The 25,745-nt window shown below is 72.4% G+C and carries 19 protein-coding genes and 1 tRNA gene; 8 read left to right on the top strand and 12 right to left on the bottom strand.

Annotated features, from left to right (window positions below; all coding sequences use genetic code 11):
- Positions 1-15 precede the first annotated feature (15 nt).
- Both RJQ01_RS05435 and RJQ01_RS05430 read left to right on the top strand, forming a co-directional pair.
- Positions 16-1,170, top strand: coding sequence for a PucR family transcriptional regulator ligand-binding domain-containing protein (locus RJQ01_RS05435; protein WP_350475713.1), 1,155 nt, complete (start codon positions 16-18; stop codon positions 1,168-1,170).
- A 30-nt stretch (positions 1,171-1,200) separates the two neighbouring features.
- Positions 1,201-1,282, top strand: a tRNA-Leu gene (locus RJQ01_RS05430).
- Between the two features lie 119 nt (positions 1,283-1,401).
- Here the strand turns inward: RJQ01_RS05430 and RJQ01_RS05425 are convergent.
- Complete coding sequence (locus RJQ01_RS05425) at positions 1,402-2,961, bottom strand: L-lactate permease (RefSeq protein ID WP_350475712.1); 1,560 nt, start codon at positions 2,959-2,961, stop codon at positions 1,402-1,404.
- A 147-nt stretch (positions 2,962-3,108) separates the two neighbouring features.
- On the opposite strand from RJQ01_RS05425, the gene RJQ01_RS05420 reads away from it, so the two are divergent.
- Together RJQ01_RS05420 and RJQ01_RS05415 are read left to right on the top strand one after the other, a co-directional pair.
- Positions 3,109-3,906 carry a DedA family protein gene (locus RJQ01_RS05420; protein ID WP_350475711.1) on the top strand — a complete coding sequence of 266 codons (798 nt, stop codon included), beginning with the start codon at positions 3,109-3,111 and terminating at the stop codon, positions 3,904-3,906.
- Positions 3,903-4,940 (top strand): DUF368 domain-containing protein, encoded by a 1,038-nt coding sequence (locus RJQ01_RS05415; protein ID WP_350475710.1) that lies wholly within the window; start codon positions 3,903-3,905, stop codon positions 4,938-4,940. The genes RJQ01_RS05420 and RJQ01_RS05415 overlap by 4 nt, the downstream gene beginning before the upstream one ends.
- On the opposite strand, the gene RJQ01_RS05410 is transcribed toward RJQ01_RS05415, so the two are convergent.
- The 6 genes from RJQ01_RS05410 to RJQ01_RS05385 form a co-directional block, all read right to left on the bottom strand.
- A complete protein-coding gene (locus RJQ01_RS05410; RefSeq protein WP_350475709.1) occupies positions 4,937-5,623 on the bottom strand; it encodes a metal-dependent transcriptional regulator in 687 nt (228 codons plus the stop codon). The genes RJQ01_RS05415 and RJQ01_RS05410 overlap by 4 nt on opposite strands.
- Positions 5,620-6,570: a cation diffusion facilitator family transporter gene (locus RJQ01_RS05405; RefSeq protein ID WP_350475708.1), complete on the bottom strand. Its 951-nt coding sequence runs from the start codon at positions 6,568-6,570 to the stop codon at positions 5,620-5,622. The genes RJQ01_RS05410 and RJQ01_RS05405 overlap by 4 nt, the downstream gene beginning before the upstream one ends.
- A 30-nt stretch (positions 6,571-6,600) precedes the next feature.
- Positions 6,601-7,188, bottom strand: coding sequence for an RdgB/HAM1 family non-canonical purine NTP pyrophosphatase (gene rdgB, locus RJQ01_RS05400; protein WP_350475707.1), 588 nt, complete (start codon positions 7,186-7,188; stop codon positions 6,601-6,603).
- Complete coding sequence (gene rph / locus RJQ01_RS05395; protein ID WP_350475706.1) at positions 7,185-7,937, bottom strand: ribonuclease PH; 753 nt, start codon at positions 7,935-7,937, stop codon at positions 7,185-7,187. The genes rdgB and rph overlap by 4 nt, the downstream gene beginning before the upstream one ends.
- Positions 7,934-8,773 carry a glutamate racemase gene (gene murI / locus RJQ01_RS05390; RefSeq protein ID WP_350475705.1) on the bottom strand — a complete coding sequence of 280 codons (840 nt, stop codon included), beginning with the start codon at positions 8,771-8,773 and terminating at the stop codon, positions 7,934-7,936. The genes rph and murI overlap by 4 nt, the downstream gene beginning before the upstream one ends.
- A 102-nt stretch (positions 8,774-8,875) precedes the next feature.
- On the bottom strand, positions 8,876-10,369 hold the full coding sequence (locus RJQ01_RS05385; RefSeq protein ID WP_350475704.1) for a cryptochrome/photolyase family protein: 1,494 nt from the start codon (positions 10,367-10,369) through the stop codon (positions 8,876-8,878).
- A gap of 30 nt (positions 10,370-10,399) precedes the next feature.
- On the opposite strand from RJQ01_RS05385, the gene RJQ01_RS05380 reads away from it, so the two are divergent.
- On the top strand, positions 10,400-11,746 hold the full coding sequence (locus tag RJQ01_RS05380; RefSeq protein ID WP_350475702.1) for a nicotinate phosphoribosyltransferase: 1,347 nt from the start codon (positions 10,400-10,402) through the stop codon (positions 11,744-11,746).
- Between the two features lie 7 nt (positions 11,747-11,753).
- Here the strand turns inward: RJQ01_RS05380 and RJQ01_RS05375 are convergent, their stop codons facing one another.
- Positions 11,754-12,866: a YlbL family protein gene (locus tag RJQ01_RS05375; protein ID WP_350475701.1), complete on the bottom strand. Its 1,113-nt coding sequence runs from the start codon at positions 12,864-12,866 to the stop codon at positions 11,754-11,756.
- Between the two features lie 105 nt (positions 12,867-12,971).
- On the opposite strand from RJQ01_RS05375, the gene RJQ01_RS05370 reads away from it, so the two are divergent.
- On the top strand, positions 12,972-14,366 hold the full coding sequence (locus RJQ01_RS05370; protein ID WP_350475700.1) for a zinc-dependent metalloprotease: 1,395 nt from the start codon (positions 12,972-12,974) through the stop codon (positions 14,364-14,366).
- Positions 14,367-14,465: 99 nt separating this feature from the next.
- Positions 14,466-15,293 carry a hypothetical protein gene (locus RJQ01_RS05365; RefSeq protein ID WP_350475699.1) on the top strand — a complete coding sequence of 276 codons (828 nt, stop codon included), beginning with the start codon at positions 14,466-14,468 and terminating at the stop codon, positions 15,291-15,293.
- Here the strand turns inward: RJQ01_RS05365 and RJQ01_RS05360 are convergent.
- Positions 15,265-17,004: an ATP-dependent helicase gene (locus tag RJQ01_RS05360; RefSeq protein WP_350475698.1), complete on the bottom strand. Its 1,740-nt coding sequence runs from the start codon at positions 17,002-17,004 to the stop codon at positions 15,265-15,267. The genes RJQ01_RS05365 and RJQ01_RS05360 overlap by 29 nt on opposite strands.
- Positions 17,001-17,945, bottom strand: a complete 945-nt coding sequence (gene nudC, locus RJQ01_RS05355) for an NAD(+) diphosphatase (RefSeq protein ID WP_350475697.1) — start codon at positions 17,943-17,945, stop codon at positions 17,001-17,003. The genes RJQ01_RS05360 and nudC overlap by 4 nt, the downstream gene beginning before the upstream one ends.
- A 76-nt stretch (positions 17,946-18,021) precedes the next feature.
- On the opposite strand from nudC, the gene RJQ01_RS05350 reads away from it, so the two are divergent.
- The gene (locus RJQ01_RS05350) at positions 18,022-19,074 is read left to right on the top strand and encodes a phosphotransferase (protein WP_350475696.1); all 1,053 of its coding nucleotides are present in this window, start codon (positions 18,022-18,024) and stop codon (positions 19,072-19,074) included.
- Here the strand turns inward: RJQ01_RS05350 and RJQ01_RS05345 are convergent, their stop codons facing one another.
- Both RJQ01_RS05345 and RJQ01_RS05340 read right to left on the bottom strand, forming a co-directional pair.
- Positions 19,075-22,422 carry an ATP-dependent DNA helicase gene (locus RJQ01_RS05345; RefSeq protein ID WP_350475695.1) on the bottom strand — a complete coding sequence of 1,116 codons (3,348 nt, stop codon included), beginning with the start codon at positions 22,420-22,422 and terminating at the stop codon, positions 19,075-19,077.
- Entirely contained in the window at positions 22,419-25,718 is a 3,300-nt protein-coding gene (locus RJQ01_RS05340) for a PD-(D/E)XK nuclease family protein (RefSeq protein WP_350475694.1), read from the bottom strand. The genes RJQ01_RS05345 and RJQ01_RS05340 overlap by 4 nt, the downstream gene beginning before the upstream one ends.
- Between the last annotated feature and the right edge of the window lie 27 nt (positions 25,719-25,745).

Genomic DNA, 25,745 nt, shown 5'->3' with positions numbered 1-25,745 from the left:
CTCTGAACCCAAACTGTGTACGCCACGTACACTACGAGCGAGGAGGGCAGTCCCGTCCCCGTCACCGTCGCCGATCTCACCGCTCACGCCCACCTCGGCCTGCGCATCGTCTGGGCAGACGACCACGCCGCCGCACGCGCCTGGAGTTGGGTGCACTCGAGCGACCTCGCCGATCCCACACCGTTCCTCGGCGTCGGCGACGCCCTGCTGACCACGGGAACGCAGTGGACCAGCGACGACGACATCGAGCCGTGGGTCGGGCGACTGGCGGAAGCCGGGGTGCCCGGCGTCGGCTTCGGCACCGAGGTGATTCGCGACGGCACACCAGAGGCGCTCATCTCGGCGTGCCGGCGGCACGGCATCGCCCTGATCGAGGTGCCCTACCGTACCCCTTTCATCGCCGTCACGCGCGCCGTCGCCGACGCCGACGCGCACCAGCGGTACGCGCGCGTGCGCTGGACGCTCGACACGCAGCGGGCCCTCGCCCTAGCCGCCCTGCGGCCCGACGGAGTCGCAGCCGTTCTCGCCGAGCTCGGCCGCCGCATCGACGCCCCCGTCGCCCTCGTCCAGACCGATAGCGCGCAGAGTGCGGCACCCGACGCCGTCACCGAGGCGGCGCACCGGATGCTCGCCGCGGGTCGCCGCGCAGCCCGCTCGGTCGACGGCTGGAGCCTGCAGACCGTCGGCGCTCCCGGCTCGCTCGCGGGCATCCTCGCCGTCGGCCCCACCACTCCCGACGACGACGCCGTGCGCGCGGTCGTCACGAGCGTCGTGGCCATGACGGGGCTCGCCTCGCGCGCATCGGGGGTCACCGGCGAGGACGATGCGGCCGAGCGCCTGGCGCTGCTGCGCACCCACCTTGCGCGACTGCTGGCCGACTCCGACCCCGCGCCGCGCCCACCCCTCGACCGGCGGGCGCCGTCGAGCGGTGACCTGCTGTCGACGCTGCGCGCGCACGATGCGGCAACGGGCGAGCACCTCGAGGAGACCCTCACCGCCTGGCTGCAGGAGGACACCGTGGCCGAGGCGGCCGCGCTGCGGCTGGGCATCCATCGCCACACCGTGCGCGCCCGCCTTCGCCGCGCCGCCGACGCGCTCAGCCTCGATCTCGCGTCATTCGCCGCGCGCGCCGAACTGTGGTCTGCCCTCCGCGAGCACGGCAGGCTCTGACACGAGCCCGCCGTTACACTGGCCCCACCAGCGGGAGTGGTGGAATTGGCAGACACGCAGGATTTAGGTTCCTGTGCTTTCGAGCGTGAGGGTTCAAGTCCCTCCTTCCGCACGACGCCCACACCCCGCCAGATCTGACACAAAGGGGCGATCACGGCACGTCATTCAGCCGATTCGCGTCACATCTGAGCACACTCGCGCCGAAGCGCGGGCCGCCGCGCGCGGGCCGAGCTAGACCACGAAGAGCAGCGCGAGCAGGCCGCCCAGCACGAGATAGGCGAGGGCGGTCGGCACGGTGGTGCGCAGCACCTTCCCCTCCTGGCCGGTGAGCCCGACCGTCGCGACGGCGGCCACGATGTTGTGCGGGGCGATGATGTTGCCGACCGCGGCGCCGAAGCCCTGCGCGCCGAGCAGCGGCAGCTCGGGCAGGGCGAGCGCTCGCGCCGTGGAACTCTGCAGGTCGGTGAACAGCAGGTTCGAGGCTGTCGCCGAACCCGTGATGAACGTGCCGAAGGCGCCGACGAGCGGTGCGAAGACGGGCCACGCGAGCCCGAGGCCAGCGGCGGCGAGCGCCAGCTGCTCGGTCATGCCCGACGCCGTCATGGTGCGCGCGATCGTGATCATCGCCACGAGCGCCACGAGCACGGGTCCGAGCTGCAGCGTCGCGGTGACGAAAGCCACGCGGATGCGCCGCCATGAGGCCCGCTGGAGGAGCGCCCCCACGAGGAACGCGATGGTCAGCAGCATCGTCGGGTGGTACAGCGGCTGCACGCTGCCGGAGAAGCCGCCCGGCAGCTCCCAGGCGAGCACCACCGACTGCAGGGTCTCGCGTAGCGGGCCGATGAGCCGCGTCAGCAGCACGACGAGCACGAGTACGAGGTACGGGGCGGCGGCCCGCAGGACGGTGATCTCCGCGGTCACCACGTCGCGTGCATCCGGGTGCGGATGCGTCGCGACCAGCTCGTCCGGCACCCCCGTCCCGCCTCGCGCGTGCACGCGTCGCCGATGCCGCACGAGCACGAAGGAGAACACGAGCACGCCCACGAGCGCGCCGCCGAGCGTGGGCAGCTCGGGCCCGAGGAACCAGGCGATGAGCCCGTACGGCACGAAGAAGCACACCGCGGCGAGCGCCCCCCACCACCACAGGCCGCGAAAGTGTCCGTAGGCGCGGCCGATGATGACGACCATGACGGCCACCAGCACGGCCCCGAGGGCGAGGTGGTAGACGACGGTCGAGCGAGCGAGCTCCGCCCCGCTCGCCTCGACGAGGGCGCTTTGGGCGAGCACGGGCGTGCCGATCGCCCCGAAGGAGACACCCGCTGCGTGGCCGACGAGCGCAGCGGCTACGGCGGGCAGGGCGGGCATGCCTGCCGCCACGAGGAACGGTGCGGCGAGGGCCACCGGTGTGCCGAAGCCCGCCGCGCCCTCGAGGAAGAGGGCGAAGAACCACGCGACGAGGATCGCCCCCAGGCGCGGATCGGGGTGCAGCATCGCGAGGGCCTGGCGCAGGCGGGCGGCGGCGCCCGTGCTGCGCTGCAGATAGTGGATGCCCAGGGCCGGCCCGATGATGCCGATCACGGTGAGCGCGATGAAGCCGGCTTCCGCGAGCACCCCGGTGAGGCTCGCGGCGACTCCGACGCGGGCGCCCTCGCCGCCGAAGCCGAACACGGTGAGAGCCAGCACGAGCGTCACGGCGGCCGTCACGAGCCCGGCGCGCGCCGCCGACCAGCCGAGCACCGTCATGAGCACCAGCACCAGCAGCACGGGCGCGAGCGCGACTATCGTCAGCACGAGGGGGGCCTCGTGGGGCGGTGCGAGGAGGGGCGGTTGGGCGTCATGATCCCCCTCAGCGTAGAGCCGTCGGCGCGCGGTACTCTAACGCTGACCACACCGCGGGGCATCCCGCTCGCTGACCAGACCGGAGTCACCATGCTGCCGATGGATATCGGTCTCTTCGACGTGGAAGGGATCATCACGGGCGCGGGCCCTTGGGCCCTCGCCGTCGTGTGCCTCATCGTGTTCGTCGAGACGGGCTTGCTGGTGGGCTTCCTGCTGCCGGGCGACACTCTGCTGATCCTCACGGGTGTGCTCACCTTCACGGAGGTCATCCCGCAGCCGATCTGGCTCGTGGCGCTGTGCATCATGTTGGCGACGATGGCGGGTGACAACCTCGGGTACCTCATCGGTCGCACTGTCGGCCCTCCGATCTTCGAACGCAAGTCGGCGGGTTTCTTCAGCCGTCGCAGCGTCGCCCGCACGGAGGCGTTCTTCGCCAAGTACGGCGGCTGGGCGGTCACCATCGCCCGGTTCATCGCCGTCGTGCGCACCATCTCGCCGGTCGCGGCGGGCGTCGGCAAGATGCCGTACCGGAGGTTCTTCTTCTTCGACACGCTCGGCGCCGTGCTCTGGGGTGTCGGACTCCCCGTGCTCGGCTACGGCATCGCGCAGATTCCGGGCGTCGCCGACTGGGTCGTGGAGTACATCGACCTGGTGCTGCTCATCCTCATCGGCCTCGTGATCATCGGCATCGCGTATCACTGGTTCCACGAGCGCCACCAGCAGCGCAAGGAGGACGAGCTCGAGAGGATGGGCGTCGAGCTGCCTCCTGTAGAGATCTGGCAGGACGAGCCGGAGCACGATGGCAAGCACGAGGCGAAGGAGCCCGCGTCGAGCCGTCGCACCTACGGCATTGGCCCGCATGACGGGAAGCACGAGAAGGACGACCCGCTGGCATGATCCGATCCCGCCTGCGCCGCATCGCGCGCACTCTGCTCGACGCTGTTCGCGGCGCGCTCATCGGCCTCGCCGAGATCGTGCCCGGGGTGAGCGGCGGCACGATCGCCCTGATCGTGGGCGTGTACGACGCCCTCATCGACGGCGCGGGTCATCTCGCCCGCGGCGTCGCCCGACTGGTCGGCGACGGCGTGCGCGGTCGCGGCGTGCGTGCGGCGTCCGCGCACTTCCGTGCGGTGCGCTGGGGCGTCGTCCTCCCCATCGGTATCGGGATGCTCACCGCCGTCTTCGCGGGGGCCGCCGCCCTGGCTCCCCTCATCGAGGCCTACCCGGCGGGGACGCGCGCGGTGTTCGCGGGTCTCATCGCCGCATCCCTCATCGTGCCGGCGCGCATGGTGGGCGGGCGCTGGACGGCCCGCGAGTACGTGATCGGCCTCACCGCCGCGGTCGCGACGTTCTTCCTCACGGGTCTGCCGCAGGCACCGGATCAGAACCCTGCGCTGTGGGTCGTGGCCATCGCGGCCGCTTTCGCGGTGTGCGCGCTCGTTCTGCCCGGGGTCTCCGGGTCGTACCTGCTGCTGATCGTCGGCATGTACGCGCCCACCCTCGCCGCGGTGAACGATCGGAACTTCGCCTACCTGGGCGTCTTCATCCTGGGCGCGATCCTCGGCCTCGGGCTCTTCGTCTCGGGGCTGCAGTGGCTGCTCGCGCATCGGCGCCGCATCACGCTCGTCGTGATGACGGGGCTCATGGTGGGCTCTCTGCGCGCCCTGTGGCCGTGGCAGGACGACTCGGGCGGCGTCCTGCCTCCCGGTGACGATCTTCCGACGGCGATCCTCCTGGCGATCGCCGGAGCCATCTTCGTGCTGGGCCTCATCGCGCTGGAGGGCTTCCTGCTGCGCCGGCGCCTTCTGTCGGCCGATGTCGCCGCCGACCCGGGCCCCGGCGTCGTCGACGAGTCCGGCGCGCTCGACGAGACGCAGTCTCAGGATGCCGCCGGTGCACGGGAGTCGCGCCGCGGCGACGAGGAGTGCTAGGCGGTCGGCTCGCCGGCCGCAGCAACCCACACCGCTGCCGCGATCGAGGGCGCGAGCACGATCACGGAGCCGCCGCGGCGACGCACGCCGACTCCGGCGCCGGGGCTCTCCCCCGCCTCGACGGTGATCGCCTCGTCCAGCGCGAGACCCAGTCGGTCGATGACGCGCAGCACGTCGGGGTCGCGATCGCTGATGCGCACGATGGTGCCGTCGAGCCCGGGCCGCGCCTCATCCAGCCGCACGGCCGGCGGCCGCCGCACCGTCCCGTCGGCCGAGGGGATGATGTCGCCGTGCGGGTCGCGCCGGGGGTGGCCGAGCTGCGCATCGATCGCCTCGAGCAGGCGGTCGCTGAGCGCGTGCTCGAGAACCTCGGCCTCGTCGTGCACCTCGTCCCAGCGGTAGCCGAACACGCGCACGAGCCAGGTCTCGATGAGGCGGTGGCGTCTGACCATGGCCACAGCGCGGTCTTGCCCGTGCACGGTGAGTCGGATGGCGCTGTACGGCTGGTGGTCGACGAGCCCCGACGCTGCGAGCTTCTTGACCATCTCGGTCACGCTCGAGGGAGCAAGGCCGAGTCGCGCGGCGAGCTGGCTCGGGGTGATCGGCTCGGGCTGCCACTCGGTGTGCGCGTAGATCACCTTGAGGTAGTCGTCGATGGCGACCGATGTGGACGATCCGTTCACGGATGCACGCTCTCTCGGCGCTCATGCCCCTCCGGCTCGAGCTGGAAGGTCGAGTGGGCCACATCGAAGTGCTCATCGAGGCACTCGTCGAGGTGGGCGAGGAGGGCGCTCGCGCGGTCACCGTCGAACACCTCGTCCCGCACGACCACGTGGGCACTGAACACGGATGCTCCGCTCGTGATCGACCACACGTGCACGTCGTGCACCCCCACCACCCCAGGCGCCGCGAGCACATGCTCGCGAATCTCGGCGATGCTCGTCTCCGGCGGCGTGGCCTGGCTGAGCACGCGCAGCACGTCGCGCAGCAGGGCGAGAGCCCGCGGCACGATCATGGCCACGATCACGAGCGAGGCGACCGCGTCAGCGGGCGCCCATCCGGTCAGGAGAATCACGGCGGCGGCGACGATCACGGCGAGCGAGCCGAGGAGGTCGCCGAGTACTTCGAGGTAGGCGCCGCGCATGTTGAGCGAGTGCTGCGCGTCACGACGCAGCAGGAGCGCGCCCGCGATGTTGCCGAGAAGACCCACCACGGCGACGAGCAGCATGGGCAGGCCTTGCACCTCGCTGGCTTCGGGTGCGACCAGGCGTGAGGTCGCCTCCACGGCGACCACGGCGGCGACGGTGAGCAGGATTCCCGCGTTGAGGGCCGCGCCGAAGACCTCCGCCCGGCGATAGCCGTAGGTCTGCCGATCGGTCGCGGGACGCCGGGCAACGGTGAGGGCGATGAGCGCGACGATGAGCCCGACGAGGTCGCTCGCGACGTGCCCCGAGTCGGCCGCGAGGGCGAGGGAGCCCGTGAGCACCGCGCCGACGAGCTGCACGACGAGCACGACCGCGACGATGGCGATGGCCGCCAGGAGGCGAGCCCGCGAGGCCACCGCTGCGTGAGCATGGTCGTGGCCCCGTCGCCGCGGCGGCGGGGTCGAGGATGCGGGGTGCTCGGCCATCAGGTTCCAGCGTAGGCGGGCAGAGCCTGCTCAGCGGTAGCGCTCGCGCAGCACGGCGGCGAGCGCCGTGAACGCGCGCGCGCGATGGCTGATGGCGTTCTTCTCGTCGGCGGTGAGCTCGGCGCTTGTCACCTCGTAGCCGTCGGGCACGAAGATCGGATCGTAGCCGAAGCCGCCGACTCCCGCCGCGGCGCGCGCGATCGTGCCGGGCCACACCCCGAGCTCGACGTGCTCGAAGCCGGGAGTCTCGCCCGGGTCGACGAGAGCGGCCGCACACGTGAACGCGGCGACGCGGTGCTTCTCGTCGGCGAGGTTCTTGAGCACGAGCCGCAGGTTGGCGCTGTCGTCCCGGCGCCCCGAGTAGTGGGCCGAGTCGACGCCCGGCTCGCCGCCGAGCGCCTCGACGCTCACCCCCGAGTCGTCGGCGATCGCGGGCAGCCCCGTGTGCGCGGCAGCCGCACGCGCCTTGATGAGGGCATTCGCGGCGAAGGTGCCGCCATCCTCGACGGGGGCGGGGCCGTCGTACGCCTCCAACTGGATGCCCGGCAGCTGCTGCTCGAGAATCCGCTGCAGCTCGACCACCTTGTGGGCGTTGTGGGTGGCGACGACGACTCTCACGAGGCAAGCGCCTCGCGCTGCAGGCGCGTGAGCTCCACGCCGCCGGCAAGCCCCAGGTCGAGGAGCGCGTTGAGCTCGTCCCGGTCAAAGGGTGCGCCCTCGGCCGTTCCCTGCACCTCGACGAAGCTGCCCGACCCGGTGACGACGATGTTCATGTCGGTCTCCGCCCGAACGTCCTCTGTGTAGGCCAGGTCGAGCATGGGGGTGCCGTCGATGATGCCAACGCTCACGGCGGCGACCGAGTCGGCGAGGGCGACGGCCTTCTTGCCGATGAAGCCTTTCTCGCGGCCCCACTCGACGGCGTCGGCGAGCGCGACGTACGCGCCCGTGATGGCCGCGGTGCGGGTGCCTCCGTCGGCCTGCAGCACGTCGCAGTCGATCTTGATCGTGTTCTCACCGAGCGAGCGGGTGTCGATGACGGCGCGCAGGCTGCGACCGATGAGGCGCGAGATCTCGTGCGTGCGGCCGCCGACCCTGCCCTTGACGCTCTCGCGGTCCATGCGCTCGTTGGTCGACCGCGGTAGCATGCCGTACTCGGCGGTCACCCAGCCGGAGCCCTTGCCGGTGAGCCACCGCGGCACGCCGTTGGTGAAGCTCGCGGTGCACAGCACCTTCGTGCCGCCGAAGCTGATGAGCGCGCTGCCCTCCGCCTGCGCGCTCCAGTTCCGGTCGATCGTGACGGGGCGCAGCTGGGCGTCGGTGCGCCCGTCGACGCGGAGGCCGCTGGCTTCGGCGATGGTGGCGTTCATGGTGTGCCTTTCGGAAGAGGGATGGTGCCGGTCGGGAAGGCCTCAACGTGGCCGATCTCGGGCCCGAGGAACCGCGCGGCGAGCGCGCGGAAGCGCGCGGTGTCAGCACCCGTGGCTTCGAAGACGTGGCCAGGAGCGTCCTCGCGCGTCGTCTCGATGCCGTGGTCGACGAGCCGGCGGTAGACGTCGTACGCGGTCTCCTCCGCACTCGAGACCAGGGAGACCTCAGGGCCGAGGACGAACTGGATCGCGGCGGCCAGCAGCGGATAATGGGTGCAGCCGAGCACGAGCGTGTCGATGTCGGCGGCCTTCAGGGGGGCGAGGTACTGCTCGGCGAGCTCGAGCACCTCGGGGCCCGTGGTGATGCCCGCCTCGACGAACTCGACGAAGCGCGGGGCGGCGGCCATGGTGAGCTCGATCTGCGGGTCGGCGACGAAAGCCTCCGCGTAGGCGCCTGAGCGGATCGTGCCCTCCGTACCGATCACCCCGATGCGCTTGGTGCGCGTGCGCCGCACGGCCTGGCGCACCGCCGGCTGGATGACCTCGACGACGGGGATGCCGTGGCCCTGCTCGAAGCGTTCGCGGGCATCGCGGAACATCGCCGCGCTCGCGGTGTTGCACGCGATCACGAGCAGCTTGACGCCCTGGTCGACGAGTTCGTCGAGTACCGCGAGGGAGTGCTCGCGCACCTGCGCGATCGGCCGCGGGCCGTAGGGACCGTTCGCCGTGTCGCCGAGGTAGAGGATCTGCTCGCGCGGCAGCTGGTCGATGATCGCGCGCGCCACGGTGAGCCCGCCGACCCCCGAGTCGAAGACCCCGATCGGCGCGTTGCTCACGCCGCCCAGTCTAGGCCCCGCCCGCTCCCGCCAGATCTGACGAGATGGGGCGCTCTCCCCCACGAGAAACGCCCCATCTCGTCAGATCTGGCGCCATCGGGGCTAGTAGCGGGTGCGGGCGCGCTCCTGGGCGACGAGCTGCTCGCGGTCGGCGAGGCGGCGCAGCCCCGCGAGCGGTTGCGCCATGCGGTGATTGCCGCGGATGCTCGGCTCGACCCGATCGAGAAAGGCCCAGTAGCCCGCCGTGAACGGGCAGGCGTCCTCACCGACCCGCTTCTTCGGGTCGAAGCGGCACGAGCCGCAGTAGTCGGACATGCGCTGGATGTACGCGCCACCCGAGGCGTAGGGCTTCGTCGCCACTACCCCGCCGTCGGCCCACTGGCTCATGCCGACGACATTGGCGGGCATGACCCACGGTGTGCCGTCGACGAAGGCACCCTGGAACCAGCGGGTCAGCTCGGCCGGGTCGTATCCGCGCTGCAGCGCGTGGTTGCCGAGCACCATGAGGCGCGGAATGTGGTGGGCCCAGCCGTGCCGCGCGACGTCGGTGAGCACGCCGCTCAGGCACGCGGCCTCGAGCTCGTCGGCCGGCTCTCGACTGTCGAGCGTCCACCAGGATGCGGGCAGCGGGGTGCGGGCATCCAGCGCGTTGCTGCTCGCCGTGTACTCGGGGCCGAGGTGCCAGTAGAGGTGCCACACCCAGTCGCGCCAGCCGATGAGCTGGCGCACGATGCCCTCGACGCTGTTCAGCGGCGCGCGATCGGCGGCGTGCTCGGCGACGACGCGCTCGACGATCTCGAGCGGATGCAGCAACCCCAGGTTGAGCGGCACGCTCAGTCGCGAGTGCGCCATGACGCTGTCGCCCGCGAGCATCGCATCTTCGAACGGCCCGAAGTCGCCCAGCCGCGTCTCGACGAAGTCATCCAGTGCGGCGAGCGCCTCCTCGCGCGTCGCCGCGAAACGCCGAGGGCCGTCGTGCCCGAGAAACCGCACGCCGTCGGCCTCGAGGGCGTCGAGCGTTGCCCGCACCTCGGCGTCGATGTCGTCTTCGACAGGCGCCCAGGGCTCCGGCAGGCCGAGAGTCGCCGCGCCCTTCGGCGGGCGCTCGCGGTTGTCGGCGTCGAAGCTGAACTGCCCGCCTGCCGGCTCCGAACCGTCCATGAGGATGCCCGTCTCCTCCCGCACGCTGCGGTAGAAGCGGTCCATGACCAGCTGGGCGGGTTTCCTGCCCTCCGCCCACGCGGCGAAGGTCTCGCGCGAGGTCACGAAGCCGCGGTCCGGCAGCATCGTCGCACCGAGTCGTTGCGCGAGCGCGCGCACGGCCCAGGAGGTCGCGCCGACGAGCTCGAGCGACTCGCCGACGAGTCCGCGCTCGCGCAGGGCATCCTCGTAGGAGTCGGCGGTGACGAGCTCGACACGCCCGCCCGCCGACCGCGCGCGGTGCCGCAGTGCCGTCAGGTACAGGTGCGCCTTCTGGCGGTGCGTGGGGCGGCGGCGCAGCACTGCATGATTCTCGATGAGGATCACCGGCCCGCCGTCGTCGAAGTGCGGCCCGAGCTGCTCGGCCGTCAGCCAGCGGGTGGGCGCAGTCGTCATGACGACAGGCTACGGACGTAGTCTGAGCGCGTGACGACCTCGCTGCTGACCGACCGCTACGAACTCACCATGATCGACGCGGCCCTGCACTCGGGCCGCGGACTGCGACCGTGCGTGTTCGAGGTGTTCGCCCGGCGACTGCCCGCAGGCCGCCGATTCGGGGTCGTCGCCGGTCAGGGACGGCTGCTGGATGCTCTGAGCGAGTTCCGCTTCGACCACGACGACCTGGCGTGGCTGGCCGAGCATCGCGTCGTGAGCTCCTCCACGCTCGCCTGGCTCGCCGACTACCGGTTCAGCGGCTCGATCACGGGCTACCGAGAGGGCGAGGTGTACTTTCCCGGCTCGCCGCTGCTGACCGTGACCGGCACCTTCGCCGAGGCCGTGGTGCTCGAGACGCTCGTGCTCAGCACGCTCAACTACGACAGCGCCGTGGCGAGCGCCGCAGCGCGCATGGTCGCTGCCTCGGACGGTCGCCCGCTCGCCGAGATGGGGTCGCGTCGCACGAGTGAGGCCTCCGCCGTCGCCGCCGCGCGCGCCGCGCACATCGCCGGCTTCGACGCGACGTCGAACCTGGAGGCCGGGCGGCGGTGGGGCGTGCCGACGATGGGAACGGCCGCGCACTCCTTCACGCTGCTGCACGACAGCGAGGAGGAGGCCTTCCGCGCCCAGGTGGAGACCCTCGGGGCGGGCACCACGCTTCTGGTCGACACGTTCGATGTGGAGCGCGGGGTCGAGACGGCCGTGCGCGTCGCGGGCACCGCACTCGGCGCCGTGCGCCTCGACTCGGGCGACCTGCCGCCTCTCGTGCGGCAGGTGCGGGCGCAGTTGGACGCTCTCGGTGCGACAGAGACGCGCATCACCGTCACGAGCGACCTCACCGAGCACACGATCGCGGGCCTGCGAGGCTCCCCCGTCGACAGCTTCGGCGTCGGCACCTCCGTGGTGACCGGTTCGGGGTCGCCCGCCGCTGGCCTGGTCTACAAGCTCGTCGCGCACCAGTCTCCGGAGGGCGGCGACTGGACGCCCGTCGCCAAGGCGTCTCCCGGCAAGGTCTCCCGCGGGGGCACGAAGCGCGGCGAACGACTCCGTGACGCCCACGGCCGGGCGATCGCCGAGCACGTCATCATCGACGACACGCGCGACAGCGTTCCCGACGGAGGGGCGGCGAGCGGCGGAGCGCCCGCCGATGAGGGCGGTGCGAGCATCCGCCCGCTCACCGTGCCTCTCGTCACCGGAGGTGAGGCGGGTGCCCGGTGGCAAGGCACGGAAGGGGTTCAGCTCGCACGCGCCCACTGCGCCGACGCCGTGGCCGAGCTGCCCGCTGAGGCGATGCGCCTCGGGGACGGCGACCCGGCACTGCCGACCGTCTACAAATAGCCGCCGCTCAGGAGCCGCAGCGCGGCAGAGCGCCGAGATCGCCTTCGTCGGCGATCGTCTGCAGCACGATGATTGCCTCGTCGAGAGTCGCCACGGCGAACACCTCGAGCCCGTCGGGCACCGCGCCGACGACCTCGTCGCAGTTCGCGACGGGGGCGAGGAACCAGTCGGCGCCGAAGTCGACCGCGCCGTACATCTTCTGCTGGATGCCCCCGATCGGCCCGACGGCGCCGTCCGCGGCGATCGTGCCCGTGCCGGCGACCTCCGCACCGCCCGCGAGAGAGCCCGGCGTGAGCTTGTCGACGACGCCGAGGGCGAACATCATGCCCGCGCTCGGGCCGCCCACGTTGCTGAGCTCGATCTCCACGTCGAAGGGAAACTCGTACTCGCCCGCAACGAGCACGCCGATGATCGGTACGCGGTTCTCGCCATCGCTGAGCGTGGGGGTGAGGAGCACCGTCTGTTCGGCTCCGCCGCGCACGATCCTGAACTCCGCCGGGCCGCCGGTGCCGTTCACCGCGATGAGCTCGCGCAGCGCCGTGACATCCCGCACCGCCGTGCCGTTGACCGAGACGATCACATCGTCGGGCTCGAGCACGCCGTCGGCCGGGCCGTCCTCCATCGACTCGACGACGAGGAGCCTGCTCTCGTAGGGCTCCCCGAGCGCTCGCAGCGCCGCCGCCACCGCTTCTCGCTGCGAGTTCTGCATGTCGACGCGCGACTGTTCGCGGCGGTCTTCCGTCGTCACGCCCTCCGGAAACACCGAGTCGACGGGGACGACCGACTGCGTCGGATCGATCCAGGCCTGCAGCACGTCGAACCACGAGGGGCGGTTGTCCCGATTGCCGACGACGTTGACCGTGAGGAGCGCGAGAGAGCCAGGTGTGTCGTAGGTGGGCTCGGTGGGAATGGTGATCAGCGGCACGTCCTCGCCGTCGACCGAGACGGAGTCGAGAGTGTCGAAGACGGGCCCCGGCCGCTCGATCACATAGGGCGAGGGAAGCAGGGCGAGCGCGACGACGCCGAACAGGGTGAGTGCCAAGAGGGTCCAGCCGACCCGACGACCGCGCGACCGCGCCTCGAGCTCCGCCGTCGCGGCATCCTCGCTGAACAGACTCACCCGCACCCTCTTCTCACCGTGCCGATCCACGGCAGACTGCCGGGTCATTCCGCCCGGCGCGAACCTGACCGGCGCCCGCCAGGCACTCGCACTAGCGTAGGGGCCATGGCTGAGGATCCCCTAGGCGGCGCGGAGGACGAGTTCCGCGAGATGATGCGCAAGTTCCTCGCGGGCGAGGGCGACATCGACCCGTCGAAGCTCGCGGGCGCCGCGGGGCTGCCGACCGACCCGCTCATGGTCGCGCGACTGATGAGTCAGTTGCAGCAGGCAATGAACTCGACGGGCGAGGGCATCAACTGGCAGCTCGCCCGCGACGAGGCCGGCCGCATCGCGGCGGAAGGCTCGTTGCGTCCCAACCAGCCGCAGCTCGACCAACTGCGTCAGGCGTTGCACCTGGCCGCTCTGTGGCTCGACGAGGCGACGAGCATCACCCAGCTCACGAGCGAGCCGAGCCTCACGACGCGCGCCGACTGGGCACGCCTGACCCTGCCGGTGTGGACGCAGCTCGCCGAGCCGGTGGCGCTCTCCATCGCCGATTCGCTCACCGAGGTGCTCGACGAGCAGGTGCCGGAAGAGCTCAAGAGCATGGTCGAGAACGCCGGCCAGATGATGCGTTCGCTCGGTGGCACGCTCTTCGCCCTCCAGCTGGGGCACGTCGTCGGCCAGCTCTCAGCGGAGGTCGTCTCGGGCGGCGATATCGGCATTCCCCTGCTGCCCGGTCGTGAGGAGCACGACGTGCAGGCATCGCTGCTGCCTCAGAACGTGGCCGCCTTCGGCGCCGACCTCGACATCCCACTCGATCAGGTGCAGCTCTACCTGGCTGTGCGCGAGCTCGCGCACGCTCGGCTCTTCCGCCACGCGCGGTGGCTGCGGCAGCACCTCATCAGTGCCATCACCGACTACGCGCGCGGCATCCGCATCGATACGGGGCGCATCGAGTCGCTCGCGGCCGAGTTCGACCCCGCGAACCCGGAGAGTCTGCGCGAGGCGCTCACGAGCGGCGCGCTCATCCCGCCCAAGTCGGATGCTCAGCTCGCCGCCCTCGCCCGCCTCGAGTCGACCCTCGCCCTCATCGAGGGGTGGGTAGACATCGTGACCGCGCACGCGACCACCCGCATCCCCCGCGCCGACGCGGTCGCCGAGACCGTGCGCCGCCGCCGAGCCTCGGGCGGGCCGGCCGAACGCGCCTTCGCGACCCTGGTGGGCCTCGAGCTTCGCCCGCGCCGCCTGCGCGAGGCCGCGGCCTTTTGGCAGGCGATCACCGACGCCGTGGGAGGGACGCGACGAGACGAGCTCTGGGCACACCCCGACCTGCTGCCGTCGAGCGACGACATCGACGACCCGCGGAGGGTCATCGCGAGCCTGACCGGTGAGAGCGCCGAGCCCGACGACGTCGACCGTGCGCTCAGCGATCTGCTCGCCGATGACAGCGGCGACCGACCCGTTGAGGGGACGCCCGGCGAGGAACCGAGCAGCCCCGACGACAGCGCACCGGCGTAGTCCGCGCGGCGGCGGAGCGCTGGCCGTGCCGGCGTCGCGCCACCGGGGGCTGTGCACAGTCGCCCCGGCAGGGAGCATCGCGCGCGCATCATGTGCGGCATGATCCTGCGACTCGACCCCGCCCTCCCCATCGTGTGGCGCTCGCCGTTCAGCCTGCAGATCGGCGTCGACCCGGTCGCCGTCGTGCTCGAGGAGGTCGATGACGGAGATGCGCGCGTAGTCGCCGCCCTCGCGGCGGGGGCCTCCCGGGCGGCGCTCGCCCGCTCTGCCGCGGCCGCCGGGGTTCGCCCGGCGCGCGTGGACGAGCTGCTGGAGCGCCTCGAACCCGCGCTGGTGAGCGGAACGCGCACCGTGCCGGAATCGGGCGTCGCCCTGCCCGAGTGCGTGGCCGTGCGCGGCTCCGTCGACGGTCGACGCGGCCTCGCGCGCGTGCTCACCGAGGCGGGCTGCACGGTCGTCGACAGCTCCGCGAGGGCGAGCGCACCCGCCGTGGACGCCGCGGTGCTCGTGAGCCACCATGTCGCCGACCCCGTCGAGCACCTGACGTGGCTGCGACGCGACATACCTCACCTGCCCGTGGTGTTCGGCGAGCGCGCCGTCACGATCGGCCCCCTCGTCGTGCCCGGCGAGAGCCCGTGCCTCGCCTGCCTCGAGCAGCAGCGCGCTGACGTCGACCCCGCGTGGCCGGCGATCGGCAGTCAGCTGTGGGGGCGGCGAGCGGCAGCCGAGTCGGGACTGACCGCGACGCTCGCGGCGCTCGAGGCCCTCACTCTGCTGCGGAGGCTCGCCGCCGGGCGAGGAGGCAGCGGCATGAGCATCCGCCTCGATGTGATCGACGACGTGCGCACCGTCACGCAGTGGGCCGCCTCCGCTCGATGCGGATGCCGCGGGCTCGAGCTCAGCGCGCCCGCGAGCGGGAACCGCTGAGACCCGCCGCGCCGCGGGCCGCCGCCGGAGCACGCACCTCGTCGAGGAAGCGGCTCGGGGCGCGCTCGGCTCGGGCGCTCGACGCGCGTCTGCTCCACGACAGCTCGAGCGCTCGACGAGCCCGCGTGATGCCCACGTACAGCAGCCGGCGCTCCTCATCCACCGCTTCGAGCCCGTGCGCGAACGTGATCGGCACGAGCCCCTCGCTGAGGCCGGCGATGTAGACGACATCCCACTCGAGGCCCTTCGCGGCGTGCAGGGTCGACAGGGTGACCGCCTGGCGCGTCGGCTCGTGCTGCTGCTGCTGACGGCGCTGCAGCTCGCGGACGAAGTCGGCGAGGGTCGTGCCCGGCGGCGCCTCCTCGGCGAGCCCGAGGAGAGCGTTGAGGCTCTCCCACGCGACGCGCTCGGCGCCGCCGCCCTCCGGCGGGTCCTGCCGCCAGCCGAGACCGCGCAGCACGTCGCTCACGCTCTTGAACAGGGGTTCGTCGACGACCGAGATCGACGCGCCGCGCAGCAGCAGAATCGCCTGCTTGACCTCCTGCTGGTCGAAGAACCGGCTGTTGGCGCGCGATTGCACGGGAACCTCGAATCGCCGGAGAGCGGCCTCAAGCGCGATCGACTGCGTGTTGATGCGGTACAGCACGGCGATCGACTCGGGCGGGATGCCATCGGCGATGCGTTGCGCGATCGACTGCGCGATGCTCGCCGCCTCTGCCGCGTCATCGACGTGGGCACTGACGAGCGGTGTGGAGCCAGACCGAGCACCCTCTGTCGCCGCGTGAAGAGTGAGCGCGCCGGGTCGGCCGCGCATGAGCCTGTTGGCGAGCGTCACGATCGGCGCGCTCGACCGGTAGTTCTCCTCGAGGCGCACGACGCGCGCCTCGGGGTACTCGCTGCCGAAGCGCACCAGGTAGTCGCTCGTCGCTCCCGCGAACGAGTAGATCGTCTGCGAGGCGTCGCCGACGACGCACAGCTCGCGACGGCCGCCGAGCCACAGCGAGAGCAGGTCGTGCTGAAGCGGCGAGACATCCTGGTACTCGTCGACGACGAAGAACCGGTACTGCTCGCGCACCTGCTCGGCGACGCGCGGCTCGTTCTCGATCATCCCCGCGGTCGCCAGCAGCACGTCCTCGAAGTCGATCTGCTTCCGCTCGTCCTTGAGATCCTCGTAGCGCTGGTGCAGCGCGACCATCGCGTCGACGCTCAACTGCGCCGGCAGCGTGCGCGCGTGGGCGACGCGCGCGTAATCCTCGAGCCGCAAGCGCGACACTTTGCGCCACTCGATCTCTGCCGCCGTGTCGCGCAGCGCCGCGGTGTCGAGTCGCAGCTTGAGCCCGCTCGCCGCGTGGCCGATGAGCGCCCCCTTGCCGTCGAGGATGCGCGGCGGGCTGCCGCCCGCCACGACGGGCCAGAAGTAGTGCAGTTGACGCAGAGCCGCGGAGTGGAAGGTGCGTGCTTGCACGCCATCCGCGCCCAGGGCGCGCAGCCTGCCCAGAAGCTCCCCGGCGGCGCGCGTGGTGAAGGTGAGCGCCATAACGCGTTGCGGATCGTAGGTTCCCGTCGCGACGCCGTAGGCGATGCGGTGTGTGATCGCGCGCGTCTTGCCGGTGCCCGCCCCCGCGAGCACGCACAGGGGGCCTCGCAGCGTCTCGGCGACTTCCTTCTGCCGCTCGTCGAGGCCCGCGAGCAGCCGTTCGGGTTCGCTCACGGATCCTCGAGAGGGCCGCCGAACCAGTCCTCGATGATCGCTCGAGCGATCGAGGTGCGCCCTGGCAGCAGAATCGAGTCGACGTTGGCGGCGAGGTCGTCGCGCGTAAACCAGCGCAGGTCGAGGATCTCGGTGCCGTCGGGGCGCAGCACGTTCTCGGCGTCCACGTCCAGGGTGGCGCGAAACCCGAGCATCAGGGAGGCGGGAAAGGGCCACGGCTGCGAACCGACGTAGTGCGGGTCGACGATACGCAGCCCGGTCTCCTCGAAGACTTCGCGCACGACGGCTGCCTCGAGCGATTCGCCCGGCTCGACGAAGCCGGCCAGAAGCGAGAAGCGGTTCGACTCCCACAGCGCGTTGCTGCCGAGCACGAGGCGGTCTTGAGTGTCGGTGATGCCGACGATGATGGCCGCGTCCGTGCGGGGGAACATTTCCTGGCCATCCTCGTCATCGATGCGCACCCAGCCGCCTTTCGCCGGGCTCGTCGAGTGCCCCGTGCGCGGGGAGAACAGATGGGTCTCGTGCCAGTTGGCGATGCCGAGGGCTTCGATCGCGAGCCCGGCGTCCCGGTCACCGAGGCGGTGACCCAGGGTGCGCGGGCTGCGCCATCGGGCGATGTCGACCTGAAGCTCTTTCGCCGACTCGTCATCGAAGACGGCCGCGACGATCGGCGACCCGGCGGGCAGGGCGGGATCGCTGTCGAGCGCTCGTCCGAGGTAGATGCGCAGCAGGCCATCGGGCACTACCTCGGTCGTGAGGTATTCGAGAGCGGGAGCCTCATCGTTCTCGGCGATGAGCACCTCGCCGCGCCAGAGTGCGATGACGCGCGTGCGGGGGTCTGCCCAGAGCTCGTCGAACAGTCGCGGGCGCTCGCGCGTGAGGTGGTCGCGGTCGATGCGGTACCGCGAGAGCGGAAGCTGCGCAGTGAGTGATCGATGCATTGATGTGCCCTCTTCTTGACCGAGCGCACTGCGTGGCGCGGGCCGCCGACCACGCGCCTCGACTTACTCTGTCGGTATGGCCCGTTCGCCTCTCACTCTAGCCGCGCTCGCGACAGCCGCCGTGCCCGGCCTGGAGGTGGCGGGGGCTGCAGCGCTCGGCTCGCAGGGTCGCGGCGACGTCGACTCGGCGCTTCTGACGACGCGCGACGGGCGGTCGCTCGTCATCCGCGTTCCGCGCACGCCGGCGGCCGAGAACGAGCAGTCGGCCGACCTGGTCGCCCTGCGCGCGCTGAGCGACGGTGTGCGGTCGCGCCTGCCCTTCGCGGCACCGCGGATGCTCGGTCAGGCGCCCGTGGATGGCACGCGCGCCCTCGTCTCCGAGTTCGTGGCCGGCGCACCGCTCTCGCTCGAGAGCATCACGCCGGGGATCGCCGCCTCGATCGGTCGCGCGATCGCCGCGATCCACGATTTGCCGACGAGCGTCGTCGCCGACGTGGGGCTGCCGCAGCGGCGACCGAACGACGTCGTGCGCGACGCCGTGGTGACCATGGATCGGGCGGCGGCCACGGGACTGGTTCCCGCAGCGCTCCTCGTGCGGTGGGAGGCGGCCGCGGAGGACTCCACACTGTGGCAGTTCACACCGGCCGTCATCAATGGCTCGCTGGCGGCCTCATCTTTCCTCACCGTCGGCGAGACGGTCACGGGCGTGCTCGGGTGGTCGCACCTGCAGGTCGGCGACCCGGCGCGCGACCTGTTCTGGATGCTCGGCTCGAGCGACCCGGACGTCGCCGGGAGCGGCCTGGACGCCTACCACCAGGCGCGCGGCCTGCATGATCGCCAGGTAGGCCGCCGCGCCGTGTTCGCGGCCGAGCTCGAGGTGGCGCGCTGGCTACTGCACGGTACGGAGCAGCGCTCGACCGAGATCGTCGATGACGCCGTCGAAATGCTCGGTGCCCTGCTCGATCGCGTGCAGGCCGACGTGATGAACCCGCTCGCGGCGGAGCCAGCGCGACCGTCGACCTTGACCGACGCCATCGCGCTGAGCGAGTCCGCTCCTCCCGGCCCGCTCACGGGAGGGCAGTACGCCAAGCCCCCTGCGCCCGGCCCGCGGCACCCGAGTTCGCCCTAGTCACGGCCGGGTGAGTGCTGCGGCCCACAACTCTGCGAGCTCCGCCTCGTCGGGCAGTGACGCGGGCCGCAGCACGGCGTGGTCGGCGACGAAGTAGAACGCGGCGGTGACGTCGTCGAGAGCCCGGCCGCTCCATCGCGCGTAGGCGAGCCGGTAGAGAGCGAGCTGCAATTCTTTCGCGCGCCGGTCGTCGTCGTCGCGCGGCGCGCGCCCGGTCTTCCAGTCGACGATCTCCACGCCCTCGCGGCCGTCGGGGAGCGTCGTCGCGTACATCGCGTCGATCTTGCAGACGAGGATGCGCCCCGCGAAAGGGACGTGAAGCTCGCGCTCCACGTCGAGCGGTGGGCGGGTCGCCCAGGGCGAGCTCTCGAAGGTGCGCTGCAGCGCCGTGAGCGCGGCATCGTCGAGGGCCTCGCCCTGTCCCTCATCTCGCTCGCCGCCGACGTCGAGCTGCAGCCCGTCGACGGTGTCCGCGATCGAGGCGAGGCCGTAGCGCTGCTCGACCCAGCGGTGGAAGACGGTGCCGAGCCGCGTCTGCCGGTAGGGGCGCTGCGGCACGGGGCGCCGAAGCCGCTCGGCGGAACCGCCGGGGTCGCCGACGAAGTCCTTGAACGCCGAGGCGGGCACGCGCAGGGGCACGGGCACCAGGTCGGCTCGGCGGCGGCGCTCCTCGCGCTCGGCGAGCAGCAGGTCGACGTCGGCGTGCCAGCCGTAGGGGTCGGTGCCGGGTCGTGCGCGGGCATCCTGGTAGCGGCTCGCGTCGACGGAGCGCACGCGCTGCGCGGCCGCCTCGAGCTCGCCGCGCCGCTGACCGAGCGGGTCCCCCGGCCACCACGCGGCGGTGTCGTCGTCGGGTGGTCGCGGATTCTCGTCGTGCTCGCTCGCCTCCGGCCAGGGCGGCAGGATGCCGCGCTCGGCGAGCGGGCGAAAGAAGCTGCTCGGCCGGCGCGGCTGGGTCTGGCTCGCCCACCAGGACCCGCTCAGCAGCAGGCGATGCCGGGCGCGCGTCACCGCCACGTAGGCCAGCCTGCGCTCTTCGCGCTCGTGGTGCGCGGCGACGTGCCCCTGGAATTCCTGCACGGCGTCGAGCAGCTGCTTGCGGTCGCCCGCGGTGCGCCAGGCGAGTGCGGGCAGCTCGGCAGCGTCGCCGCGCAGCTCGTAGGGGAGCACGCCGAGCCTCAGCCAGCCCTTCGTACCGTCGCGCGGCCGCCCGGGAAGCTCCCCCTCGACGCACCGCGGCACCGCCACGTGGTCCCATTCGAGGCCTTTCGCGCCGTGGATGGTGAGCACCTGCACGGTTCCCGGCTCGGGGTCCTCCGAGCGCGGCGACAGGTTGTCGCGCCACTCGGCCTCGCGCAGCCAGGAGAGGAATCCGCCGAGCGTCGCGTGGTCGGCGAGGCCGAGGTAGCCGTCGAGGGCGTCGAGGAACGCCGTGCGCGGAGCATCCCCGAGCACGCGATGCGGGTTGGCGGCGACCTCGATATCGAGCTGCAGCTCGTGCTCGACCGCGACGACGAGGTCGGGCAGGGCGAGCGAGCTGCGCCCGCGCAGGGCGGCGAGCACGCGCCCCGCCTCTCGGAGGCGTGCGCGGCCCGCCTCGCTGAAGCGGCGCAACTGCCCGTGGTCCTCCCGCGCGGTCGCGACGAAGTCGAGCGCGTCGACGAGGGAGACCCCGTCGCCGGCGGCGACGGAGGCCCGTAGCGCGTCGATGACCTCGGGCGCGAGCGGACGCTGGGCGAGGTCGCGGTCGCGCAACCAGCTCGCCACGCGCGAGAGTGCGTGCAGGTCTGCCACGCCGATGCGCCAGCGGGGGCCCGCGAGCAGCCGCACGAGCTCGGTGCCCGCGCTCGGATCGTGCAGCACGGCGAGCGCGCAGACGAGGTCGCTGATCTCGGGCTCCTCGAGCAGGCCGCCGATACCGAGCACGTGGAACGGCACTCCCGCCTCGCGCAGCGCGGCGAGGAACACCGGCTGGGTGGCGCGATTGCGCAGGAGGAGCGCGGCGCTCGGGCGCAGCGGATGGCCGTGCTCGTCGACCGCTCCGTGCTCTGCTCCCGCCACCGGCTCGGCGAGCCGCTGGCGAAGCCACGCGGCCACCGCTGCGGCTTCCTCGTGCAGCTGCTCCTCGAAGACCGTCTCGACCGCGTGCGCGCTGGCGCTCGGCCCGCTGTCGAGGCGCGCGACGGCGACGCCCCCGGCAGTCGTGAGCGGCTCGACGAGCGCGTTGGCGACGTCGAGGATGCGCTCACCGTTGCGCCAGCTCACGCTCAACGAGTAGCGAGCGACGGGTGGTCCTGCCGACCCGTCTGGCGCGTCGGCTCCGCGAAAGCGCGTCGCGAAGTCGTCGAGCCCTGCCGCGCTCGCACCGCGCCAGCCGTAGATCGACTGGTGAGGGTCGCCGACGGCCATGACGGGTGTGCCGCCGAAGAGCTCGGCGAGTAGCCAGGTCTGGGCGACGTTGGTGTCTTGGTACTCGTCGAGCAGCACGACGCGGTACCGCGAGCGGATGCCCGCCGCGACCTCGGCGTGAGCGCGCACGATCTGCAGAGCGAGTGTGACCTGGTCGGAGAACGCCACGTAGCCCTCGCGCTGCTTGGCGAGCTCGAACCGCTCGACGAGGTCGCTCAGTGGCAGCGTTGCCTCGAGGGTCGTCGCGAGCCGGTCGACGTCGGGCCGCACGTGCCGGTCGGGGCTCGGCAGCTCGCGCACGCGCACGACCTCAGCGATGAGGGCCCGCAGGTCGTCGACGGTCGCGTTGTGCTCCGCGAGACCGTGGGCGAGGCGCAGCACGGCCTCGGTCGCAGAGTCGACGGAGAGATCGAGGTCGGCGAGCCGGGCATCCGTCGCGGAGGCGACGATGTCGCGGGCGAGCTGCCACGCGCCCGCCTCGCCGAGCACGACGCCATCGGGGTCGCGGCCGATGAGCACGGCGTGGTCGCGGTACAGGCTGGAGGCGAAGGAGTTGTAGGTCGACACCGTCGGCTGGGTGAAGGCGTCCACGATGGGGCCGCCGTCGGGGCCGGGCGGCAGAAGCCCGCTCGCGCCGAGCGCGATGAGGCGAGTCCGGATGCGCGCGGCCAGCTCGCCCGCCGCCTTGCGCGTGAACGTGAGTCCCAGTACGCCCTCGGGGGCGACGTGCCCGTTGGCGACGAGCCACAGCACGCGCGCGGCCATCGTCTCGGTCTTGCCCGAGCCCGCCCCGGCGACGACGAGGGCCGGGCCGAGCGGTGCCTCGATGACGGCGCGCTGCTCGTCAGTCGGCGGGAAGACACCGAGTGCCTCCGCGATCGTGTCGGCGCTGATCGGTGCCGCGGCGTCGGCGGCGCTGCCGTGCTCGCGAACCGTCACGCGTCGTCACCGGTGACAGGCGGCACACGGTGCACGCGGTGGGCCAGCGAGCCGTAGTCGTAGCGGCCGATGGTGCGAGGCCCGGCGAGCTGGTCGACGGTGATGGCGGCGAGCGCGAGACGCAGTCGCTCACGGAAAGCCTCGAGCGCGTCGTCGTCGAGCACGGCCTGCACCGCCTCGCGATACTGCTGGTCTCCCTTGCCCTCCCGCACGTAGAGCAGCACGGCCCCGCCCGGTGTCACGGTAGCCGCAGGGTCGATCACCCCGCTCGCCCGCAGCGGCGCGAGGGCTTCCTCGACCGCCGCGTCGAAGGCGCCGTCGGCGAAGGCGAGCTGGTAGGCGGCGAGCTGGGCGTTCGCGGCGACCTTCGCGGCGTTCGTCTCGGGCCGGCCGGTCTTGAGGTCGATGATGCGCACGGCACCTTCGCCGTCGATCTCGATGCGGTCGACGACGCCGCGCACCTGCACGCGGTCGACCTGCACGGCGAAGCGCTGCTCGGCGGCGACGGCCGCTCGACCCGCGGCGGCGGCATCCCGCAGGTACTCGGCAAGCCCGACGGCGTAGCGCCGCGCGAGGCGGCGCTGCTGCTGGGCGAGCCACGGCGAGTCGAAGGTCAGTTCGCTCCAACGCGCGTCGATCGCCGCCCACACCTCGTCGACGCTCACCGTTTCGGACTCGTCGGGCGGCCGTTGCGTGAGCGATTCGAGGGCCCAGTGCACGATCGTGCCGATGCCCATGGCGGGGGTGCTCTCGCCGGGCGCGATCGTGTCGAGGAACCAGTCGAGGGGCGACCGCTCGATGCTCTCGATCCTGCTCGGCGACAGCCCGACCGTCTCCTCCTCGGCGAAGAGCGGCGCCTCGGTGGAGACGTCGAGCAGCCCCCACCACTCGTCGGGGTCGGCGCCGGGCACGCGCTCGGCGGCGAGGCGTGCGAGCGCCGTCGCGGCCTCCGCGCGCCGATCGTGGCTCTCGCGCGGGTCGCTGAGCACGCGGCGCAGCTGGCCAACGGTGCGACGCAGCGATCGAGCGCGGATGACGCGGCGCTGCGGCGCCGCGTCTGCACCTCCGACGCGGCGACTCGCATTCCTCTGACCGTCGCGCAGGGTGCGCTCGCGCTCGGCGACGATCTCGTGCAGGGCGCTCGGCTGCTCGTCCTCTCCTGCGCTCGCGGTCACAACCACCTGGCGTCGCGCGCGAGAGATCGCGAGGGCGAACATGCGCAGCTCGTCCTCGAGCACGAGTCGCCGCTCATCGAGGTCGCCTGTGGGCAGGCCGCCCGCGACCCGGCTGAGCAGGGGGGCGTGCAGAAGGCTGCCGCGCAGTCGCAGGTCGGGCCACACCCCGTCGAGCACGGACGCGACGACGACGACGTCCACCTCGAGGCCGGCTGCGGCCGACGGGGAGGTGACGAGCACCGCCTCGGTCGTCCGGGAGGGTGCGAGGAGGTCGTCGGCGACGTCGCTGTCGAGCACGCGCGTGAGGAACGTCTCGACGGTGGCGTCGGGCACGGTGTCGACGATGACGGTCGCGGTCGTGAAGACGGCGACAACGGCGTCGAGCGCGCGATCCGCTTCAACACCGGTCGTGCCGCCTGCGATGGCGTCGCGCTGCCAGCGCTCGACGAGGCGCGCGTCGTCCCACGCGATCCACAGCAGCTCATCGACCGTCGCGCCCTCCGTGTGCCGCTCGCCGATGGGGGCGAGGGTGCGGGCGAGCCGGGCGGCGCGGCGCGCGACGCGGTGGTCGATCGTCGCGAGCCGGTCGGGCGCCGCAAGCGCCTCGACGAGCAGCTCGTCGGCGGTGCGCGCCCCGTCGCCTGCGAGCTCTTCGGCGCGCAGGGCGCGGCGCAGGCGGCGCAGGTCGACGCGGTCGAGGCCGCCGAGCGGCCCCAGCAGCAGCTCGGTCGCGGCCTCCGCCGTGAGAGGTGCGCGCCCCACTCCCAGGTCGACGTGGCGGATGAGCGCGCGCGCTGCGGGATGCTCGCGCAGTGGCCGCCCGGGTGCGGTGCTGCGCACCGGCACCTCGGCGAGGGCGAGCGCCCGAACGAGCGGGGGCACGAGCGCGCCGCTGCGGACGATGACGGCCATGCTCGACCAGGGCACCCCGTCGATGAGGTGGCGCTCCCGCAGAACGTCGGCGATGAGCGTGCGCTCGCGCGCGGGGCTCGAGGCGGTGAGGGCGAGCAGGGGGCCGCCGAGCTCGGGTGCCTCGGGCCCGGCGCCGCTGCGGCCATCGGGGCTGCGCTCATCGAGGCTGTGCCCGGGCAGCGCTCGACGCTGGGCGCCCGCGGCGGCGGCGCCGATGCGACTCGTGAGCTGCGCGGTGAGGGCACGCAGCGCAGGGCTCTGCCGGTGCGCCGTGTCGAGCACGAGCGTCGGCAGCCCGGCGAACCGGGTGAGGGATTCGGGCTCGGCCCCGCGGAAGGTGTTCGTGGCGACATCGGGGTCGCCGATCGCGATGACGGTCGCGCCGCGCGCGGCGAGCGCCGAGAGCAGGTCGAAGCCGCTCGGCGTCGCGTCGTGGGCATCGTCGAGGATGACGAGCCGCGGGGGGTCGGGTGCCGCCGGATGCGGGTCGGCGAGCAGGCCGACGGCGGCCCGCACGAGCTCCGCCGGATCCTGCTGACCGAGGCGCGCGCCGCCGAGGCTGTCGCGGTACTCGTCGGCGAAGTCGGCGACCGCGTGCCACTCCGGCCGGTCGAGACGCCCCGCAGCCGCCCGCAGATCGTCGGTGCTCCAGCCGTGCTCCGACAGGCGCGCGAGCACGTCGCGCAGCTCGGTGCGGAACGCTGTGAGCCGCCGCACCTCGGGCCCGAGGTGCTCGGGCCAGGCGGGCCCGGGCGCCGCGGCGGGCCCGAGCACGGCCTCGAGCTCGGCGCGGTCGAGCAGCTCGGCGATGTCGGAGTCTTGATCGGCGCCGCTGAGCAGGCGCGGCTCCTGCGCGCCCGTGAGCCGGGCATCCGCCTGCACGACGCCGAACGCGTAGGAGGCGATCGACCGCGCGAGCGGGCCGGGCAGCACCGACGCCGGGCCGGCCAGTCGCAGGGCGAGACGATCGCGCAAGGCCGTCGCACTGCGCCGCGCGGGGGTCAGCACGAGCACGCGCTCGGGGTCGAGGCCGTCGACCTGGATGGCTCGCGCGACGAGCTCCACCACGGTGGCCGTCTTGCCCGTGCCGGGCGCCCCGAGCACGACAGCGCCGGGCCCGCGCCGAGCATCCAGAACCGCCTCCTGGGAGGCGTCGAGCCGCACCGGATGCGCGGACACCGCGGGGGGCGCGGCATCGAGGGCAGTCATGACTCCACGGTACTGGCGGCATCCGAC

Source organism: Microcella sp., assembly GCF_040286215.1.
Classification (GTDB): Bacteria; Actinomycetota; Actinomycetes; order Actinomycetales; family Microbacteriaceae; genus Microcella.
The sequence above is the reverse complement of the archived record's forward strand: the minus strand, read 5'-3'. Positions and strand labels throughout refer to the sequence as shown.